The organism is Acinetobacter entericus (assembly GCF_026168575.1).
In the GTDB taxonomy this organism is placed as follows: Bacteria; Pseudomonadota; Gammaproteobacteria; order Pseudomonadales; family Moraxellaceae; genus Acinetobacter; species Acinetobacter bouvetii.
On record NZ_JAPEQW010000009.1, the window covers coordinates 97,660 to 112,205 of the forward strand.

Annotated in this window: 15 protein-coding genes and 1 pseudogene; 5 read left to right on the forward strand and 11 right to left on the reverse strand. The window is 41.9% G+C overall.

The annotated features are described in order from the left end of the window. Positions 1-13 precede the first annotated feature (13 nt). The 3 genes from OKC24_RS09050 to OKC24_RS09060 are packed head-to-tail and all read left to right on the forward strand — an operon-like array spanning position 14 to position 2,143. Positions 14-616, forward strand: a complete 603-nt coding sequence (locus OKC24_RS09050; protein WP_265464982.1) for an alpha-E domain-containing protein — start codon at positions 14-16, stop codon at positions 614-616. After that, on the forward strand, positions 613-1,392 hold the full coding sequence (locus OKC24_RS09055) for a transglutaminase family protein (RefSeq protein ID WP_265464983.1): 780 nt from the start codon (positions 613-615) through the stop codon (positions 1,390-1,392). The genes OKC24_RS09050 and OKC24_RS09055 overlap by 4 nt, the downstream gene beginning before the upstream one ends. A gap of 16 nt (positions 1,393-1,408) precedes the next feature. After that, the gene (locus OKC24_RS09060; RefSeq protein ID WP_130146048.1) at positions 1,409-2,143 is read left to right on the forward strand and encodes a proteasome-type protease; all 735 of its coding nucleotides are present in this window, start codon (positions 1,409-1,411) and stop codon (positions 2,141-2,143) included. A gap of 59 nt (positions 2,144-2,202) precedes the next feature. Here the strand turns inward: OKC24_RS09060 and alr are convergent, their stop codons facing one another. Further along, the gene (gene alr / locus OKC24_RS09065) at positions 2,203-3,276 is read right to left on the reverse strand and encodes an alanine racemase (RefSeq protein ID WP_130146050.1); all 1,074 of its coding nucleotides are present in this window, start codon (positions 3,274-3,276) and stop codon (positions 2,203-2,205) included. A gap of 318 nt (positions 3,277-3,594) precedes the next feature. On the opposite strand from alr, the gene OKC24_RS09070 reads away from it, so the two are divergent. Further along, positions 3,595-4,005, forward strand: coding sequence for a DUF4259 domain-containing protein (locus tag OKC24_RS09070; protein WP_130146052.1), 411 nt, complete (start codon positions 3,595-3,597; stop codon positions 4,003-4,005). A 130-nt stretch (positions 4,006-4,135) separates the two neighbouring features. After that, complete coding sequence (locus OKC24_RS09075; RefSeq protein WP_228257592.1) at positions 4,136-4,786, forward strand: hypothetical protein; 651 nt, start codon at positions 4,136-4,138, stop codon at positions 4,784-4,786. 32 nt (positions 4,787-4,818) lie between these two features. On the opposite strand, the gene dnaB is transcribed toward OKC24_RS09075, so the two are convergent. The 10 genes and pseudogenes from dnaB to cyoB form a co-directional block, all read right to left on the reverse strand. After that, positions 4,819-6,249, reverse strand: a complete 1,431-nt coding sequence (gene dnaB / locus OKC24_RS09080) for a replicative DNA helicase (protein WP_130146054.1) — start codon at positions 6,247-6,249, stop codon at positions 4,819-4,821. Between the two features lie 245 nt (positions 6,250-6,494). Continuing rightward, positions 6,495-6,941: a 50S ribosomal protein L9 gene (gene rplI / locus OKC24_RS09085; RefSeq protein WP_130146056.1), complete on the reverse strand. Its 447-nt coding sequence runs from the start codon at positions 6,939-6,941 to the stop codon at positions 6,495-6,497. Between the two features lie 9 nt (positions 6,942-6,950). After that, positions 6,951-7,178: a 30S ribosomal protein S18 gene (gene rpsR, locus OKC24_RS09090; RefSeq protein WP_004278792.1), complete on the reverse strand. Its 228-nt coding sequence runs from the start codon at positions 7,176-7,178 to the stop codon at positions 6,951-6,953. A 12-nt stretch (positions 7,179-7,190) separates the two neighbouring features. Continuing rightward, entirely contained in the window at positions 7,191-7,577 is a 387-nt protein-coding gene (rpsF, locus tag OKC24_RS09095; protein WP_005009159.1) for a 30S ribosomal protein S6, read from the reverse strand. A gap of 160 nt (positions 7,578-7,737) precedes the next feature. After that, positions 7,738-8,490 carry a DUF3142 domain-containing protein gene (locus OKC24_RS09100; protein WP_130146058.1) on the reverse strand — a complete coding sequence of 251 codons (753 nt, stop codon included), beginning with the start codon at positions 8,488-8,490 and terminating at the stop codon, positions 7,738-7,740. Between the two features lie 7 nt (positions 8,491-8,497). Further along, positions 8,498-10,610, reverse strand: a pseudogene (locus tag OKC24_RS20030) (PA5441 family protein). A 105-nt stretch (positions 10,611-10,715) separates the two neighbouring features. Then, on the reverse strand, positions 10,716-11,594 hold the full coding sequence (gene cyoE / locus OKC24_RS09120) for a heme o synthase (protein WP_130146060.1): 879 nt from the start codon (positions 11,592-11,594) through the stop codon (positions 10,716-10,718). 10 nt (positions 11,595-11,604) lie between these two features. Beyond that, entirely contained in the window at positions 11,605-11,934 is a 330-nt protein-coding gene (locus tag OKC24_RS09125) for a cytochrome o ubiquinol oxidase subunit IV (RefSeq protein WP_171457730.1), read from the reverse strand. After that, positions 11,931-12,551 (reverse strand): cytochrome o ubiquinol oxidase subunit III, encoded by a 621-nt coding sequence (gene cyoC, locus OKC24_RS09130; protein ID WP_131277616.1) that lies wholly within the window; start codon positions 12,549-12,551, stop codon positions 11,931-11,933. The genes OKC24_RS09125 and cyoC overlap by 4 nt, the downstream gene beginning before the upstream one ends. A gap of 4 nt (positions 12,552-12,555) precedes the next feature. Continuing rightward, positions 12,556-14,544 (reverse strand): cytochrome o ubiquinol oxidase subunit I, encoded by a 1,989-nt coding sequence (cyoB, locus tag OKC24_RS09135; RefSeq protein ID WP_131277614.1) that lies wholly within the window; start codon positions 14,542-14,544, stop codon positions 12,556-12,558. Between the last annotated feature and the right edge of the window lie 2 nt (positions 14,545-14,546).

Sequence of the window (14,546 nt, forward strand, 5' to 3'; positions counted from 1 at the left end):
ACAAGGGGCGGAAATGATTTTATTAAACAGCAATGCTGAACATATTTTTTGGCTAGGCCGTTATTTAACACGCACACAGTATTTATGCAGCATTTTTCCATTTCAGGAGGACGAGGCCGCCCGTGATTATGCACATGCCTTTTGCCTGCCGGCATTTGATGCCAGTTCTTTGAATGAATTGGTTTTAGACCCGCAGCAGTCCATCTCCTTTATTTCACAGTTTCAGTATGCGCAGAACAATATTTTAGATTTGCGCGGGGTCCTGTCTGCGCAAGGCTATGCGGAATTGAATAAGCTGATTCAAAATGCAAGTGAAAATGCAGGCTATATCTGTGATGTGGCGGCAGACTGCCATGAGGTGCTTTCAGCTGAATCGGAGGCGGTCTTCCTGTTTTTCAGTTTAGGGCAATGCGTGGAGGATTTAGACCGTCAATTCCGCCTGAATCAAGATGCACGGCTGACAATGGATAAAATTAAGCATCTGGCCGCCGCTTTAACAGCAGTTGGCTGGAATGGTTTGATAGAGGCCTTGTCAGAGTTGGAAACGGCGCCTTGCAGCGTGCAGCTGTATCAATTTAGCGACCACATCCAAACCATGTTTGAGGCGGATGCATGAAATTAATGGTGAATCACCAAACGCATTATTCCTACAGTGCGCCTGTGCAGAGCAGCATTCAATACATTAAGATGATTCCATCGACGAATACGCATCAGCACGTGCATCATTGGGATATCAGCATTCCTGGGCAGAAGGGAACTCAGAAGGATGCATTCAGCAATATTTGGCTGACCAGCTCGCAGCGGGAGCCTTATAGCCAAATGACCATCATGGCGCAAGGGCTGGTGGAAATGAATCCAGATAGCCAATTTGGCGCTTTGAATCCGCTGAATCCCCATCTGTTTTTGCAGCCGACCGCAAGCACTTTATGCAATGAGGAAATGAAGCAATTTGCGCTGTCGCATGTGTCCGCGCTTCGGCATGAATGCCTCATCCGCTTAGCGCGCGCGGTACTGGATTATATTCCCTATATGCCGCACACAACATCGGTCAATACTTCAGCAATTCAGGCATTCAGCTGCAGGCAGGGGGTATGTCAGGATCATAGCCATGTGTTTATTGCAATGTGCAAATATCTAGGATTGCCCGCCCGTTATGTGTCAGGTTATTTGTTTGTGCCTCAGACGATGCATTTGGCAAGCCATGCCTGGGCAGAAGTATTTTTACAGAATGCGTGGTATTGTTTTGATGTCAGTAATCAGCTGTTTACACCCAATTCACATATTTATGTGGCAATCGGGCGGGATTACTGGGATGTCGCGCCAGTTCGCGGCGTACGTGAAAAAGGAGGCTTTGAGTCCATGAACTCTATAGTTCAGGTACTCAGCTGTTAGGAAGAAAGGATAGGAAATGACTTATTGCTGTGCATTGCGCTTAAAAGATGGAATGGTGTTTATCAGTGACACCAGAACCAATGCTGGGGTAGACCATATTTCCGTTTTCCGCAAGCTCTATACTTTTGGCATAGAGGGCGAGCGTATGATTGTGATTCAAACTTCTGGAAATTTAGCGACGACACAGGCCGTTATCGGGCACTTGCAAAATCAGCTGGAAACCAAGCAGGAACCGAATTTGTACAGTTTAAATACTATGTTTGAAATTGCAGAACTGGTCGGCCACACTTTGCGTAAAGTCATTGCGGATGTCACGTCAGATACCGTGGAACAAAGCAATTACTACTGCAGTCTGCTGGTCGGGGGGCAAATTCAAGGCGCAGTCATGCAGCTGTATAATGTCTATCCGCAAGGGAATTTTATTTCTGCAACCTCAGATACGCCATTCTTTCAAATAGGTGAAAGTAAATATGGCAAACCGATTTTAGACCGGGCGCTGCATTATGATATGCCGATGGATGAAGCTTTGCGCTGCGCCTTAATTTCATTTGATTCAACGCTGCGCTCCAATGTATCTGTGGGCTTGCCTTTAGATGCGCTGGTCTATGATAAAGACAGTCTAAAAGTTCCCATTGGCAAACGTATTTATGAAGAAGATCCGTATTTTTCAAATATCAGTAAACAATGGTCTGCATTATTAAAACGCGGTTTGCAGGAGCTTCCTGTGCCGACGCAAGATTATTTTGAATAATTTATAAAAGCATAAATAAAAAAGCCCAGACACATGCTGGGCTTTTTTATTATATAGGATTATTTAAGCTTACGAACAGGACGTGCGCTTAAACGGCAAAGCAGTTCATAGCCAATAGTGCCATTGGCTTCTGCTACATCGTCCACTAAACGGTTTTTGCCCCAAAGTTCAACTTCAGTGCCTAAATTTATTTTTAAACCAGTTGCATCAATAGCGATCATATCCATCGCGACACGGCCTATGACACGAGTTGGCTGACCATTGACCGCTACATAATTTTGTTTTGGAAATGCGCGTGGATAGCCATCGCCATAACCAATAGAAACAATAGCAAGGTCCATAGCTTGATCTGCAACAAAGGTTGAACCATAGCCCACAGATTCACCAGCTTGAATTGTATTGAGTGCAATAACTTCTGCTGTAAATGTCATGACTGGTTTTATGTCTAGGTCATGTACAGTTTTATCGGCAAAAGGCGATGCGCCGTAAAGCATAATGCCAGGACGAACAAAATCAAAATTCAGTTCAGGCCATTTGAAAATAGCGGCAGAGTTGCAGCAAGAACCCATGATTGGAGCACAGGCTTCTTTAACATCTAAAAATTGGTTTTTTTGCTGTTCATTTAAAGGATGATTTTCCGCATCAGCATTGGCAAAGTGCATAGCCAAAACACACGTAAAACCTTCTGCTTTCAGTGAATTAATCACGTCAATAATTTCAGGGACTTTAAAGCCTAAACGGTTCATGCCGCTATTCAGTTTTACCCAAACTTTCAAGCCCTGAGCAATATAGGCATCTTTATGTGCAAGCAGCCAATCCAGCTGCTGCTGGTGATGTACGACACATTCTATTTTTTTCTCAATGATGATTTGCATTTCATCGTCAGAGAAAATACCTTCAATTAATGTAATAGGCTGTTCATAACCCAATTCACGAATTTCTAGGGCTTCTTCAAGGCAAGCAACACCAAAGGCATCGGATGAACTTAAGGCGGCTAAGCAAGCTTCGACTCCATGTCCGTAGGCATTGGCTTTCACCATGCTGACGATTTTAGCGGTTGGGGCAAGTTGTTTGACACGGTTTAAATTATATTGAAGCGCTTCTTGATCAATATAAACTGTTGCTTGACGCACCCTTGTTACTCCTTGGGAATGACAAATAGAGATTTGTACCATTTGGTAAAAGATATCGGTTTGATTCACAGCTATTGCTATATGCAGCGCTTTAAATCAAGCAATATTGTAGACCTATCAAATCTAAATAGACATGCGCATTTGTGTTTTTCATCAATATTTGTAAATAAATCGGGAAAATAAAATAAGCATTTATAAATGCTTTGAATACTTAAAATGTTGTAACAACGGACATAAATTTAGACGATGAAGCTAGCAAATTGTTGTGTATGATCATTTATCATATTGAAAATTGACTATAAAGAAAGAGGCAGGATTATGGGTGCTTGGTCACACGAACCATTTGGAAATGATGACGCAGCTGATTGGGTCTACGAATTAGAAAATGCACAGGATGATGCAGTACTCGCAAAAGTTTTTGAGTCTGCTATAGAAAATAAAGACGAGTATCTTGAAGCTGATGACGCTTCAGTTATCATTGCTGCAGTTGAAGTTATCGCAAAATTATTGGGTAAAGGAACTCAGGCAGATGCCTATACCGCTCAAATTGATGAATGGGTAAATACAGTAAAAATTGAGCCTTCACCAGAATTGTTAGAAAAAGCTCGAACAGCTTTAGATTTGGTTTTAAGTGATGATTCAGAGCTAAATGAGCTTTGGGGTGAAACTGAGTATTATGATGATTGGCGTGCAAATATTGCAGCTTTAAAAACTGCGTTAGCGAAATAACATTTAAAAAGGTAAGTTATTGAATTTATAAAAATAGTTAAGAGGTTTTAGAAAATAATTTAGATTCAATAACTTCCTTATAGTTGCATGTTGATATCAGATGAAAAGTATTCCATTGAGAAATTAAATTTTGAAAATTGAATCTGACTACCTTTTTGTTCGAAAATTTCTTTATTTTTCTATGGTACTCTTATTTTCGATAGAACGGAGTTTTGCGTGTGCACCACATACGCCACAAGACGTATTTATTGCGCGCTTTCAATCGGCTACAGAAAAACAGCTCAATACGCCCAACACTGTGGTTGATCTAAGTGCTGAAAAATTTATTTTTAGATCGGGCTTAGATGCATTTCGCTATTCGAAACCTAAGCAATGGCACAGTTCATTTGCAATTCAACATATTCCAAAAGAGCAAATCATTATTGGCTTGGCCTATACGCCAGATGGAAACAATGCTGACGAATATCAAATCGTTTCATTTGCGAAATTAAATTGTGAAAATGATCGAGTAAGCATTTCCAAGCCTATAGCGCCATTTTTAGCTTGGAATAAAGAAACATCGAATTGTATGCATAGGAATAATGAAACGGTAGGCATCTTGGATGGTTTTATTGAGCATGACCAAAAATATTATTTAGCCAAAATCCAAAAACAATATCCAACCTGTAAAAAACTCAGAGAAGCTTTCCCAGCATCATCTGTTGAAAATAATGATCATGTACGACCAGTGTTTAAAAGTATGTGGGAAAGGCTGATCAAGTGGATTAAGTTTTGGTTATAAGCCATAGTTTCACAGTAATCGAATTTTAAGTTTTACTCTTCATCATCATACTGAGCATAAAACTCAGGTGATAAGTTGCTAAATTTCGTATATTGACCTTCAAAGGCAAGTCGTACCGTACCAATCGGGCCGTTACGCTGTTTACCAATGATAATTTCTGCTGTACCTGCTTCTTTTGACTCTTTGTTATAAACCTCATCACGGTAAATAAACATAATCAAATCGGCATCCTGCTCGATTGCGCCGGATTCACGTAAATCCGACATCACGGGGCGTTTATTTGGACGGTTTTCCAGCGCACGGTTAAGCTGGGACAGGGCAATGACAGGGCATTGCATTTCTTTGGCCAATGCTTTGAGGCTTCGAGAAATTTCCGAAATCTCGCCGACACGGTTATCGCCCATGCCAGGCACTTTCATTAATTGCAAGTAGTCGACCATGATGCAGCCCAGCTTGCCGCCGTGCATTTTGGCAATCCGGCGCGCGCGGGAACGCAATTCTGTCGGCGGCAGGGCGGATGAATCGTCAATATACAGGTTTTTTTCCTGCAAATGCACAATGGTGCTGGTCACTTTGGACCATTCATCCGCATCCATTTTACCGGCACGCAGATGGCCTTGATGAACGCGGCCAAAAGAAGAGATCAAACGCATGGCAATAGAGTCTGCCGGCATTTCCATTGAATAAACCAGTGCGGGCAAATTATTATTAAACAGCACGCTTTCAACCAAATTCATGGCAAAGGTGGTTTTACCCATCGATGGACGGGCAGCGACAATAATCAAGTCACCTGCCTGCATGCCTGAGGTCTTATTATCCAGCTCTACAAAGCCGGTGGTTAAACCGGTGATACTGCCTTCCATTTGAGACAGTTCGTTTAATTTATCAAATACATCAGCGACAACGCTGTTAATGGGTTTTGGGCCTTGCGCTTTCGCGTTATTGTTATGCTGCTCGGCAATGGAAAAAATATTGGTTTCGGCCAGATCTAAAATTTCACTGACTGTGCGGCCTTTGGTGTCATAGGCATTTTGCAGAATTTCTGAGCTGACTTTAATCATGCTTCTTAAAGTAGAAAATTCTTTAATTTTATTGGCATAGGTTTCTAAATTGTAGAAACTGGAAGGGGAGTCAGACATCAGCTGCATGAGGTATTCCTCACCGCCAATGGCATCCAGCAGGTTTTGCTTGGTCAGCCAGTCATGCACCAAAACGGCATCATAAGGAGAGCTGTCTTTAGAAAGCTGATCAATCGCGCGGAAGATATATTTATGGCGTGTGGCATAAAAATCATTTTCTGTCAGCACATCGCCGACTTGTTCGAATGACTCAGCAACGGTCATTAGCGCTGCCAATACCGCCTGTTCGATTGCAAGGTTATGCGGAGGCGTGCGGAATTCTTTCAGCTGGCCTGATTCGCTATTTTTAAGTTCTGCTTTCGTGCTGGCAATCGCCTGTGACATATAAATCCCTGATTTTTAATACAGTCAGTGCTTAAATGAAAATGGGGTATGGAAGCGTAATTTCAATCATCATTGCAAGGCAAATCATACCCGCTATTGGGGTTGAAATGCGAATAGATATTTTCGCTCAAGCAGAAATGAATGATTAAGCTCAGCATCAAGCTGAACAGCTTTAAATGAAAAATATGCAAAAATTAAAGATAAAAAAAGAGCATGCAAAAGCATGCTCTTTTTTTTGCAGAAAATTACTCAGCTACGATAGTAACGAGAACTTCAGCAGCAACATCATGATGCAATTGGATTGCGATGTTGAATTCACCAGTGTTGCGAAGCGCACCATTTGGCAAACGAACTTCTGCGCGGTCTACAGCTAGACCAGCATTAGTTAACGCGTCAGCGATGTCACGAGTACCGATAGAACCGAATAGTTTACCTTCGTCACCAGCTTTCGCAGTGATCACGATGTTAACTTCGTCTAATTGGCTAGCACGTGCTTGAGCAGCAGCTAAAACATCAGCTTCAGCTTTCTCAAGTTCAGCGCGGCGAGCTTCAAAAGCGGCAGTGTTAGCTTCAGTAGCTGCTACTGCTTGACCTTGAGGGATAAGGTAGTTGCGGCCGTAACCAGCTTTAACTGAAACTTTATCGCCTAATTTACCAAGGTTTTTAATGCGTTGTAATAAGATAATATCCACAGCTCAACCTCACTTATGATTGTCAGTGTAAGGGATCAAAGACAAGTAGCGAGCTTGTTTGATAGCAAGCGCCAATTGACGTTGGTAACGAGCTTTAGTACCTGTAATACGGCTAGGAACAATCTTGCCGTTTTCAGTGATGTACTGTTTTAAAGTGTCGATATCTTTGTAGTCGATATATGTAACGTTCTCAGCTGTAAAGCGGCAGAACTTGCGACGACGGTAGAAACGTGCCATGTTATGTTCTCCTTATGCTTCAGCAGAGTCTTGAGCTTGTTGTGCTTCTTCACGTTGAGCTTTACGCGCACGTTTTTCTTCAGCACTCTTAGCCAATAGTGACTCTTCAGTGATAGCGTTTTCACGACGGATGATTAAGCTGCGAATGATTGCATCGTTGTAACGGAACAATTCTTCAAGCTCATCAAGCGTAGTTTGACCACATTCAACGTTCATTAAAATGTAGTGCGCTTTATGAATTTTGTTAATTGGGTAAGCCAATTGACGACGGCCCCAATCTTCAAGACGGTGAATTTGACCTTCAGCATCTTTGATGTGAGAGATATAGCGTTCTACCATACCAACCACTTGATCGCTTTGATCTGGGTGTACTAAAAGTACGATTTCGTAATGACGCATTGTCAGCTCCTTACGGATTATACAGCCCATAACGTAATTATTAAGGGCAAGGAGTCACAACCGGAGTTGTGCCGCAATATTTGCGAAGCGTGAATTTTAGAGCGTTTAGGGTATAAATACAAGGCATTCATTTAAAAAGCCTCCTATTTTTTAATGGTATTTACGGTGTAGGTGAATTGCGTAAAAGAAAAACAACATAACCTTGAAAGTTTGGATCTTCTTTGAAATTCAATTTGGGATACCACTCTCCGCGCTGTACTACGCCAATTTTATACGGCAGATTCAGTTTGGAAATTTTATGCAGATAGGCTTCATAATTCGGAATGGTCGTTGAGCCTTGATAAGTTTGAATGATCATTTCATTGATGTTATTGCGGAATAATAGAAGCGTTTTGGCATCCTGCATATTGCTCCAGTCCATCAAGCCGGTGATGCTGAGTTTGTATTTTGCAGGAAGCTGCTGTCTTAATTGAGCTAGAAACAGGGCATAAGCGTGAAGATTTTGTGTCTTGGCATCAAAATCAATTTGTATGCCTTGAAGATAATTGCCTTTTTTTTCCCATTGTCGAATGCGTTTTGAAATAATATCAATTTCGTTTTTTGACCAATTTAAATGATGATTGCGGAACACAAGCCAGACTTTTTGATGGGGGATATTGAGCACTGATACCCCTTGGTAAAGGTGTTGGGGCTGATGCGTGCGCCGGTCAAGCCTAAACTCACCCTGTAAAATATACAGTTCTTTGGCTTTTGCTAAATACGGTGCAGATGAAATATTGCCCCAAATCCAAAATGCATCATAGTCTTCTGCATCTACCTGACCAGATGTTGACGCTGACAGACTCGGCTGACAAGCCATGATGCTCAGCATACAGATCAATGTCATAACAACTGAAAAAAACTGCTTCAACATATACGTCTTACCAGTAATACTTTAAAGATTGTGCCCAAGAGGTACTTGGATAGTCGCGTTTAATGTGGTCGAACCATTGTTTACGGGTGGATTTTTCAACTTCTGCATCCTGACAGTCATTCATCCCGCTTGGTGAATAACACATGATTGAACGATAAAGAGCATAAGCTTCTAAATCGGGTACAGAATTGGATTTGATGATGTCTTTATATACTTGGCCACGGGCAAAAATTGCACCTTGGAAGCGAGCGGTTTCTTTTTCTAAAGCGGTGACATAGCTTATGTTGTAGCCCTGAGGCGAGCGCGCATATTCTCCCAAACAAAGTCGGAGTTTTAAATCTTGAGGTGAATTCTCAAGTTTTTGAGTCAGGCTGAATAAGTCAGGGCATTGCATTTGCGGCGTAATTTTTGTTCCTGCCCAAATGAAATCACTGAAGGGCGGTTGATTTTTATAGTTTTGATATGTTTCTGAGTCATATTTATACTTCGCGGCATCTTGTGGCAGCAGTACGAAGGCTTGATTAAACAGTTTAAAGTTTTGATGTACCAATGACTTTTGCAGAGTTTTATATAATGCTAAATTTTTTTGATCGGTACTTGAAGCTTTGCTCTGTACTATTTGCATTAAGCTTTTTTCATTGGCTTCATTTTCAATAAAGCTTTTTTGCAATGAAGCTTGTTTGATTTTAGCATCTGAACCGATGAATAGGTTTGCGCTTTGCTGTTGGGCATAATGTGGATATAACATCAGCTCAAATAAGCCACGTTGTTCAACTCCTTTCGAGTGACTAAGCCAGCCTTCCCAATACTGCTGCGCATTTTGAGTTTGTCCGAGTTCTTCTAAAATACGACCTTTTAACAATATTTGACTGAGTTGAAGTAACTATTGATTGAATTAGAGGAATGTTCTGGCAAATATTTTAAAGCTTCGGCTGGCTTATTCTGCACAAAGAATAAGTGATTGGCTTGTAGGTATTGGAACAGTTCTGGCTGACTCTTAAATAGTGTTTTTTGGTTGTTGAGTTCAGACCAGCTTAAGACTTTATCTTCTGCCGAGGTTGCCTGACGCATTTGCATTAAATCTGAAATGGCCAGAAAGAAGGGATCTTTTAGATTTTTTGGATTGAATGAGCGGCTTTGAAAAACATGGCGATCCATTTCAAAGGCTAGATTATCGAGCTCTAAATTATAGTATTTGGATTCAGGATGATTGATTTGCCATGCGAGTTCGCTGGTCAGAAGTTCGGTATTTCCACTCAGCCAAAACAACGACGTAGTAAACCGCGTGCACTTGCTGCATATTTTCCCTCAGGGAAGCGTTTGAAGTAGGTAGTGATATGCTCATAGGTATTTTTGAGTAAAGTCTGATTTACTTTATCGATTTTTAAATCACCATATTCACCGACACCCGACTGATAGCTTTCATTGAGGCTGCTGCGGATCAACATATATTGCGATGTTTCTTTGATCCAAGACTGATCAATCGTAGTTAATACTGAGTAAATTTTAGTAGCTATGGAAAAGTTACTATTATAAAAGGCAATGGTTGCTTTTAAATAAGACGCATACTGACGTGCTTGTATAGACCAGTTGGGATTGACTTGGATGAGGGCAAGATCACGGTCACAGGCCGAGATATTTTGTCTTTCTTGAATCAGTAAATCTTTTTCCACTTTGCTGAGATTTTTGTCTGCTTTCACCTGCTGGCTAAATTGATCCGCACCATTGTCTAGACTACTGCAATGTTCTTGGTAAGGAGTCTTTTGATTGTTTGGTTTTAATCGGGCATTCGGTCGCTTATTGGTTGCGCTTTCAAACAATGTTTTAGCCGCAAATGGTACGTTGCTATATTCAGTTTCCCAAAGCGGACTATTTGGCTGATTAAAATTCAATTTGGCCAAGCCCATGTCGCTCAGAAGTAGGAGTATATTGGTTTGATTGTCATTGGCAGGTGTCAATGCGGGTAAATTGTCACAGGCTGTATAGGCATTGGTTTGAATGTTAGTCGATGGATAGCAAGAAACATCTATACCTGCAAAGCTTGTGGCGCTAAAGCCAAAATTGAGTGGCAGCAGGATTGCGGCAAGTAAAGTTTTAGGCCATTGGAAATAATTTTTCATGATGTGCGCGGTCTTATTATTGTGCGCGCAATCTTAGCAAGTGTTGGTTGTAAATTAAAGAATGTGAAGCGGAAATAAAAAAAGATAGAGAGAACTCTATCTTTTTTAAAACAGCGGCAAATGCGGAGCAGGTGAGACGTAACTGAAACTGAAGCTGAAACTTAATGCAGTAATTAAAATGACTGAATATAAGAAATAGCTTTTCGCCCAAACCTGATCGTTTTCAGCTTTAAATCCAATAATTGATAAATACACCCAATATGCGCATAAAGCGTTAAAGGTGATTAAGAAAAACATATTGGTATAGCCAAAACAATACAAACCATTTAACACTGCAGCGAACAGCAAGACATAAATCAAGCTTTCAACTTTCGTGCGGAAAATTGAACGCGCTACAGGCAAAATTGGAATGCCGGCATTTTTATAGTCATCAAAACGGTAGACGGCAATTCCCCATGAATGCGGCATTTGCCAAAGCGCATATGCTAAGAAAATCAGCAGCGCGGCAACATCAAACTCATTTGAAACAGCAGTGTAGCCAATCACAGGAGGGCTTGCGCCAGAAATACTGCCAATCACAGTTTGGTGAATGGAAGTGCGTTTGCTCCAAAGACTATAAAAAATAACATAAACCACAAAACCAAGTACAGCAAAGCCAAAAGCATAGGCATTGACAAAGAACCACAGCAGGGAAAATCCTGCAATTCCAAGCACAGCAGAAAATGCCAGAGCAACGGAAGGGCTGATGGTTTTTTTGACCAATGCGCGGTTCATCGTCCGTTCCATCTTTTGATCAATATCTTGATCAATGACGTTATTGACGACACAGCCAGAAGCGACAACTAATGTTGTACCAAGCAGGGTGATGAGAAGGAGGAGGAAATCTACAGATCCCTGAGCGGCTAAAAAGAAGCCGCCCAGAGTGGTAACGAAGTTACCAAAGAGAATTCCTGGCTTAGTCAGGAATAAATACTTTTTCAGCATGATGACCAGTTTAGATCATCATGTTGTAGTGCAAGTAGTTCATAATCCAAACAGAACCTACAAGCAGAATAGCAACGGTTAGAATCGTATACACGAATGCAATAACGTTCCAGCGCTGTTCTGATGAAGAGTTCATGTGCAGGAAGTAAATTAACTGCACAAGGATCTGAGCTACAGCTGTAATTGCAATCACGGTAACCAGTAGACCGCGGCCAAATCCGCCAGTCATAACCATACCGAAAGGAATAATGGTTAGAACAACTGACAGGATGAAACCGATAGTATACTGTTTAGTGTTGCCGTGAGCTGCGCCAGCAGAATTATGATCGTGACTCATTATAGAACTCCCATTAAGTAAACTACGCTGAATACACAGATCCAAACGATGTCTAGGAAGTGCCAGAACAAGCTTAGGCAAGCAAGACGGCGAGTGTTTGGAAGTGTCAAACCATTTTTCTTGATTTGGAACATCAACACAAGCATCCATACCAAACCAGATGTTACGTGAATACCATGCGTACCTACTAGAGTAAAGAACGATGATAAGAACGCGCTGGTGCTTGGACCATAACCTTCATGTACAAGGTGATTGAACTCATAAAGCTCCATGCCGATGAAGGCAGCACCAAATACCCAAGTAATCGCCAACCAAGTCAGAACTTGGCCAACGTTTTTCTTGTATGCAGCAAGAACAGCAAAGCCGAACGTTACAGAAGAAATCAACAGGGCAAAAGTTTCAGTTAAAACGAAGCTTAAAGATTCGCCAAACAATTCTTTTGCACTTGGAGTTCCCATTGGAACGTGGCTGCTTAATACAGCGAACGCGATGAAGAGTGTACCGAATAGGATCAAGTCACTCATCAAGTAAGTCCAGAAACCAAAGACAGTGATGTCAGTATCATCATGGTGGTGATGATCATCATGCTCATGGTTGTCGTGATGAAGTACTTCAGCCATCGTCTTAATCCTTCTTCAAGTGTTTTTCAAGGATCGCATAGCGTTCATTTTCAATACGCTCAACTTCAGCAGCTGGAACATAGTAGTCAACATCCTTAGTGAATGAAGATACGATGAAGCTGATAATTGCGGATACGAAAGTAATCGCCACTAACCACCAAATGTGCCAGATTAAAGCGAAGCCCATAACTGTAATAAACATTGCAATTACAAAGCCTGCAGCACGGTTTGTTGGCATATGAATGTCTTCATACTTGGTAGGTTTCGCATATGCGATACCGTTCTCTTTGTCAGTCCAGAAAGTATCAATACCATTGATCTTAGGAACATAAGCAAAGTTATAGAACGGAGCAGGAGACGAAGTAGACCATTCAAGTACACGGCCATCCCATGGGTCACCAGTAAGGTCCATATTGTCATTGCGTTGAAGGAAGCCGACAACGATTTGCATAACAAAACAGAAGATACCGATAGCAACTAGGACAGAACCGAAGAACGCGATTGCCAAGTACGGATCCCATTCAGGGTTGTCATATGTATTCAAACGGCGAGTCATACCCATGAAGCCAAGGATATAAAGCGGCATGAATGCAAAGTAGAAACCGAAGAACCAGAACCAGAACGATGCTTTACCCCAAGCTTCATTAAGCTTCCAGCCGAACATTTTAGGCCAGTAGAAAATGATGCCCGCAAACATTGCGAACACTACACCGCCGATAATTACGTTATGGAAGTGAGCGATAAGGAATAAAGAATTGTGCACCAGGAAGTCCGCTGGCGGAACTGCCATCAACACGCCTGTTAAACCGCCAATACCGAAAGTCACAAGGAAGCCAAGTGTCCAAAGCATTGGAGTTGTAAAGGTGATGCGGCCCTTGTACATGGTGAATAACCAAGAGAAGATTTTCACACCAGTCGGGATCGCAATGATCATGGTCATGATGCCGAAGAACGCGTTAACGTTGGCGCCAGCACCCATGGTAAAGAAGTGGTGAACCCATACAACGAATGACAATACTGTGATTGCGATAGTTGCATACACCATTGATTTGTAGCCGAACAAAGTTTTGCGGGCAAATGTAGATGTAACTTCTGAGTAAATACCGAAAGCAGGCAATACAAGAATGTATACTTCTGGGTGGCCCCAAGTCCAAATCAAGTTCACATACAGCATTGGACTTCCGCCCATGTCGTTTGTGAAGAAATGGAAACCGAAGTAACGGTCAAGTGAAAGCATTGCAATAGTTGCAGTCAACACAGGGAAGGCAGCGATGATTAGTACAGCTGTACAAAGCGCAGTCCAAGTGAAAATAGGCATATCCATAAGCTTCATGCCAGGCGCACGCATTTTAATGATGGTAACAAAGAAGTTAACACCCGTTAAAAGTGTACCTAGGCCAGAAATCTGAAGTGCCCAAATATAGTAGTCCACACCTACGCCTGGAGAGTATTCAATACCAGACAGTGGAGGGTAAGCCATCCAGCCTGTCGCAGCGAATTCACCAATTGCAAGAGAAGCCATCATTAAACCAGCAGCGCCAGCAAACAGCCAGAAGCTTAAAGAGTTCAATAATGGGAAGGCTACGTCACGCGCACCGATTTGAAGCGGTACAGCAACGTTCATTAAGCCGACAACCAGACCCATTGCTACGAAGAAAATCATGATCACGCCATGGGCAGTGAAGATTTGGTCGTAATGTTCTGGGTGTAAATAGCCTTCGCCGCCGCCTTTTGCAAGGAACAGCTGAAGACGCATCATGATCGCATCAGCAAAGCCACGCACCAGCATGACAATAGATACGAAGATATACATGATACCGATTTTTTTATGGTCTACAGAAGTGAACCATTCAGTCCACAGGTAGTTCCATTTTTTGAAGTAGGTGATACCCGCAAAAACTGCGAGACCGCCTAGGACCATCATTGCAACAGTAACCAGCACGATTGGATCGTGTGGAATTGCATCTGGACCTAACTTACCTAATAAGCTCATGT

Coding starts and splice junctions, on each gene's coding strand:
- OKC24_RS09060 (WP_130146048.1), top strand. CDS start 1,409: ATGACTTATTGCTGTGCATTGCGCTTAAAAGATGGAATGGTGTTTATC.
- OKC24_RS09100 (WP_130146058.1), bottom strand. CDS start 8,490: ATGTTGAAGCAGTTTTTTTCAGTTGTTATGACATTGATCTGTATGCTG.
- OKC24_RS09050 (WP_265464982.1), top strand. CDS start 14: ATGATTTTATTAAACAGCAATGCTGAACATATTTTTTGGCTAGGCCGT.
- rpsF (WP_005009159.1), bottom strand. CDS start 7,577: ATGCGTCATTACGAAATCGTACTTTTAGTACACCCAGATCAAAGCGAT.
- OKC24_RS09070 (WP_130146052.1), top strand. CDS start 3,595: ATGGGTGCTTGGTCACACGAACCATTTGGAAATGATGACGCAGCTGAT.
- OKC24_RS09055 (WP_265464983.1), top strand. CDS start 613: ATGAAATTAATGGTGAATCACCAAACGCATTATTCCTACAGTGCGCCT.
- dnaB (WP_130146054.1), bottom strand. CDS start 6,249: ATGTCACAGGCGATTGCCAGCACGAAAGCAGAACTTAAAAATAGCGAA.
- cyoE (WP_130146060.1), bottom strand. CDS start 11,594: ATGCTGAAAAAGTATTTATTCCTGACTAAGCCAGGAATTCTCTTTGGT.
- cyoC (WP_131277616.1), bottom strand. CDS start 12,551: ATGGCTGAAGTACTTCATCACGACAACCATGAGCATGATGATCATCAC.
- rpsR (WP_004278792.1), bottom strand. CDS start 7,178: ATGGCACGTTTCTACCGTCGTCGCAAGTTCTGCCGCTTTACAGCTGAG.
- cyoB (WP_131277614.1), bottom strand. CDS start 14,544: ATGAGCTTATTAGGTAAGTTAGGTCCAGATGCAATTCCACACGATCCA.